Origin of the sequence: Kitasatospora sp. NPDC047058 (assembly GCF_040643935.1) — a bacterium.
Taxonomy (GTDB): Bacteria; Actinomycetota; Actinomycetes; order Streptomycetales; family Streptomycetaceae; genus Kitasatospora.
On record NZ_JBEYVJ010000529.1, the window covers coordinates 1 to 4,077 of the forward strand.

At 75.2% G+C, this 4,077-nt stretch carries 3 protein-coding genes; 1 reads left to right on the forward strand and 2 read right to left on the reverse strand.

Annotated elements, in window-relative coordinates; genetic code table 11:
* The first annotated feature begins 65 nt into the window (after positions 1-65).
* Positions 66-1,163 carry a hypothetical protein gene (locus ABZ885_RS36815; RefSeq protein WP_360198872.1) on the forward strand — a complete coding sequence of 366 codons (1,098 nt, stop codon included), beginning with the start codon at positions 66-68 and terminating at the stop codon, positions 1,161-1,163.
* A gap of 12 nt (positions 1,164-1,175) precedes the next feature.
* Here the strand turns inward: ABZ885_RS36815 and ABZ885_RS36820 are convergent, their stop codons facing one another.
* Together ABZ885_RS36820 and ABZ885_RS36825 are read right to left on the reverse strand one after the other, a co-directional pair.
* Positions 1,176-2,534, reverse strand: coding sequence for a S28 family serine protease (locus tag ABZ885_RS36820; protein WP_360198874.1), 1,359 nt, complete (start codon positions 2,532-2,534; stop codon positions 1,176-1,178).
* Between the two features lie 146 nt (positions 2,535-2,680).
* Positions 2,681-3,922: a hypothetical protein gene (locus tag ABZ885_RS36825; protein ID WP_360198876.1), complete on the reverse strand. Its 1,242-nt coding sequence runs from the start codon at positions 3,920-3,922 to the stop codon at positions 2,681-2,683.
* Between the last annotated feature and the right edge of the window lie 155 nt (positions 3,923-4,077).

Genomic DNA, 4,077 nt, shown 5'->3' on the forward strand with positions numbered 1-4,077 from the left:
TGATCATCAAGCCAGTCGGCGGCGGGGGGATGGTTCACATGACGCAGCCAACGCAGGACGGTGCCTTGACGGTTGTGCTCCGGGAAGGTGACGACCTGGTGGTCGCCGAGCTGCGGGCGGGCTCGCTGGTGCGGCGGTCACGGCTGCCGGGATGCCAGATCCGTGAGCTCCGGGGGTATCCGGTGCGGGTGGTGCCCCACGACCGGGGCATCTCGGTGATCGCCCCGGCCGCCGACGGCGGTACCCCCGTGCACGTCGCGGACAGCGTGGGCGGGGAGTTCACCACCCTCCCGCCCTCGCCGTGCCGCCCGCGCTCGGACCGGCATCCGGCCGGGTACCACGTGCTGCGGGACGGCACGACGCTGCTGGTCGGTGCGGACAGGAAGCCGGCGGCCCTGGGCGCCTGGGACGTCCCCACCGTCCACCGGCTGCCCTGGCGGGCCGCGGCCTGGGAGGAGGTCCCGGTACCCGACCACTACGACGTCACGGCCGCCACCAGCACCCCCGCCGACCCGCTGGTGCTGGTCGGCGGCAGGCTGCGGGCCCCGCGGCGCCTGGGCGATCCGTACCGCGTGCCCGTGCTGCTCACCCCGGCGCCCGCCGGGGGCGGGTGGGAGGAACTGGACTTCGCCGGGCAGGGTCGGCCGAGGGCCGGCCGGCTCGCCCCGCTCGCCCGGGCCGTCGTCGATCCACGCCGCGGCTCCTTCGCGTCGGCGACCGGGAGCGGGGAACTCTGGTGCGCGACGCTGGAGTTCGGCGACTGGTGGGAGCACTTCCTGCTCTACGCGGCGGACCTGGCCGGCCGGTCGTGGTCGTACACGCGGGTACCCCTCGACCGGCTTGCCGGACGGCCCTCGGTGACGGCGGACGGTGTCACCGCCGTCACCACCCGGGGGCGGCTCCTGCGCTACACACGCGGCACCCGCCGGTGGACCACCCGGGACCTGGGCCCCGTGCTGCGCGGGATCCGCCCCGGCGCCGCCGGATTCACCGTGACCGGCACGGCCGTGGCGGGGAACCGGCTGCTGCTCGCCGTCGGCCTCGACACCGGGGAACAGCACCGGGCGGACGTCATCTGTTCGCTCCCGCCGGACGGCGCGTCCGCCGAGGTCCTCTTCGCCACCGAAGACCCCGGTCACAGGGTGCGCGCCCTGACACTGTGACCACCGCCCCTGCTACACCCCGGCCCAGCGGCGCAGCGTGGCGGCCGCCGCCGCGGCATCGGCGGCCGGCAGTTGGGCGATCCGCACCGAGTGCGTCCCGCCCGGCACCTGGAACAGGTACGAGTCCCGCGAGCCGCTCCCCAGCCGGAACGGCTCCGCGACCGACGGGTCGGCCGAGCCGTTGACGAACATCAGCCGCTCCCCGCGGGTGCGCACCCACCGGTCCACGTCGCGCATCGCCTGCGGCCGGTACCGCAGCGGTATGCCGGCCGGGACGAAGGTGCGCGGCTCGGTGGCGCCGGGGTAGCGGAGCAGGCCGGCGAGGTGGGCCGTCTCGACCGGGAAGTACCCCAGCTGGGTGCCCAGCTGGTAGAAGTACGGGACGAACTCGGCCGCCACCGCGTCCGCGTAGACGGGCAGTTGCGCGACCTCGAAGAGCCAGCCGTACAGCGCGTCGTCGGAGGCGTCCGCGGCCGGTACCGCCGGGCACGCGGCCTGGCCACGGCCCTGCCAGAACATGAACGGCGCGCGCAGTACGGCGATCTCGAACGCCTTGTCGGCGCCGCCGACAATCCGGAAGCCGTCACCCCGGGAGTCCGCCCACGCCTGGTACCGGGCGACCAGCGTGGTGCGGCGCTCCAGCAGGGCCCGCTGCGCGGCCTGGAGGGCGCTGCGGCACTCGGGGGTGCCGACGGTGCGCAGGAAGTCGAGGTAGGCGGTGTCGTCGCGGTCGTCGACGTTGTCCGGCGCGGAGTAGGCGACCGAACCGGCCACGTCCTGGGGGTAGAACCGGCGGTGGTAGACGGTGGTCATGCCGCCCTTGCTGCCGCCGGTGGAGATCCACGGCGCCCGGTAGACCGCGCGCAGCGCCTCGATCACGTGGTGGTGGTCGGCCGCGGCCTGCCGGATGTCGAGGTCGTTCCAGTCGGCGGGCTCGGGCCGGGAGGTGCCGAAGAACCGCTGTTCGGTGCTCACCTGGTTGCCGTCGAGCAGTTCGGCCGGCTCCGAGCGGTACTGGGCGGTGGAGACGCTGTAGCCGCTGGTGTACAGCACGGTGGGGTGGTCGGTGCCCCGGTGCAGGAGGGTGAGGCGCTGCTCGAAGCCGCCCCGCTCGGGGTGCCGGTGGTCGGCCGGCTGGTGCAGCGTCAGGACGAAGAAGCGGAACCCGGGGGCGGCCGGCCGCTCCTCCACGACCCGCAGACCCGGCACCGCCTCGATGGCCGCCCGGATGTCGGCCGGCCCGGCTGGCGTGCCGGCCGTGGCGCCGTCTGCCGTGCCGGCCGCGGCGGCGGGCACCACGGCCGGACCGGCCAGCACGACCAGCGCCGCCGCGGCCTGGGCGAGCTGCCGTCCGATGCGCTTGCACAGCATGGGTCTTCCTCCCGGTCGTCGATGCCCCCAGTCAATCGCGGTCCCCGCCTGCGCGGATCCCGCCGGGGAGGGGCTGCGCCTCCCTCCGGGGAGGGAGACGCCGGGTGGAAGGCCTGCCCGCGCCGGGATCCCCGGCGAGTTCCGGCTTAGAGGAAGCGGCCGAGGGTCTCCTGCCAGACGGCCAGGGCCTGGGCGAGCTGGGTGGAGGCGCCGGCGGCGCCGGTGAGGGCGGCCATGGCCATCCGGGCCCGGCTGAGCGCGCGCGGACGGTCCGGTTCGGCGGCCGCCTCGGCGACGTCGGCCACGTGGTCGAGGAGCCGGGCGCGCAGCTCGCCGGCGAGCGCCGCGTCCTGCTGGATGACGCGGGTGAGCTCCTGGAGGGCGGCCGCGGTGTCACCCTGTCCGGCACGGTCGAGGGCGCCGATGGTGACCCCGATCTCCCGGACCGTCTCGGCCACCGCGAAGCTGCTGTTCGTCACCTCGCTGTTGATCGCGCCCACGTTGCCGTAGACGGTGACCGGCGCCCGCTGCGGGCCCTGGCCCGACGCCTCGATGTGGTCCGGCATCTGCTTCTCCACCTTCCCGAGGTACTCCAGGCCGAGCGTCAGGTAGGCGCCGGCCAGCGCCACCGGGTGGGGGACGGCCCGTTTCCCGCAGGAGCGGAGCCCCTGGGTGAGCAGTCGCAGACCGTCGCCCACCGCGTCATTCGTCAGGCCGCGGTCGAGGACCCCGGCCGTCGCCGCGACCCAGGCCCGGATCGCGGGCACCACCGGCTCCCCCGCGGCCGCGGCGCGCCGGAGCGCCTCCCCCGCCGTGAGCTGCTGCGCGATCTCCTCGCACAGCGCGCGGCCGACGATGCCGTCCCCGAGCCGCCCGTGCCGCGGCGGGTCCCGCTCCTCCGGCACGTCGACGACCGGCCGCACGATCGTCAGCCCGGAGTACAACTCGGCGAGCCACTGGGCACGGTGGAGCGCGGTCGTCAGCACCGTCTCGAACTCCCGCCGGGAGGTGATGCCGTCCTCCACCCACCGGAGGCGCTGGTGGTCCAGGGCCGACACGGCGAACAGGTTCGTGCCGGGCCGCGAGCCCCGGAACGTGTACGTGTAGGAGATGCTCTCCGCGCCGGGGAGGTCGTGGCCGTCGAGTGCCCACCGGCAGGCGCGCCGCAGCGCGTTCAGGGCCTCCGGCTTCGGTCTCCCCAGGAAGCCCGTGCCCTTCGCACGCCACGGGCCGAGGTACCCGACGACCTCCCGGGCCTCCTGCCCACGGTTCGCCAGCAGCCCGTACAACCGTCGGCAGACCAGCTCGTCCTCCTGCTCGATGGTCCGCCTGGCCGTCTCCCCCGCCCCCGCCTCCATGCCCGCCATGGTCCACGGCTCGGTCTTCACCTGGCAAGACCCCCGGATGATCGGGGAGTTGACCGCAAGGCGGCCGAACCGGCCGCCCGGCCCGCGCTCACAGCGCCGGGCGGCCGGGTCGGCCGCCGTGCGGTGAACTCCCCGATCATCCCGGGGTGTTGCGACGTGAAGACCGAGCCGAGGTC

Coding starts and splice junctions, on each gene's coding strand:
- ABZ885_RS36820 (WP_360198874.1), bottom strand. CDS start 2,534: ATGCTGTGCAAGCGCATCGGACGGCAGCTCGCCCAGGCCGCGGCGGCG.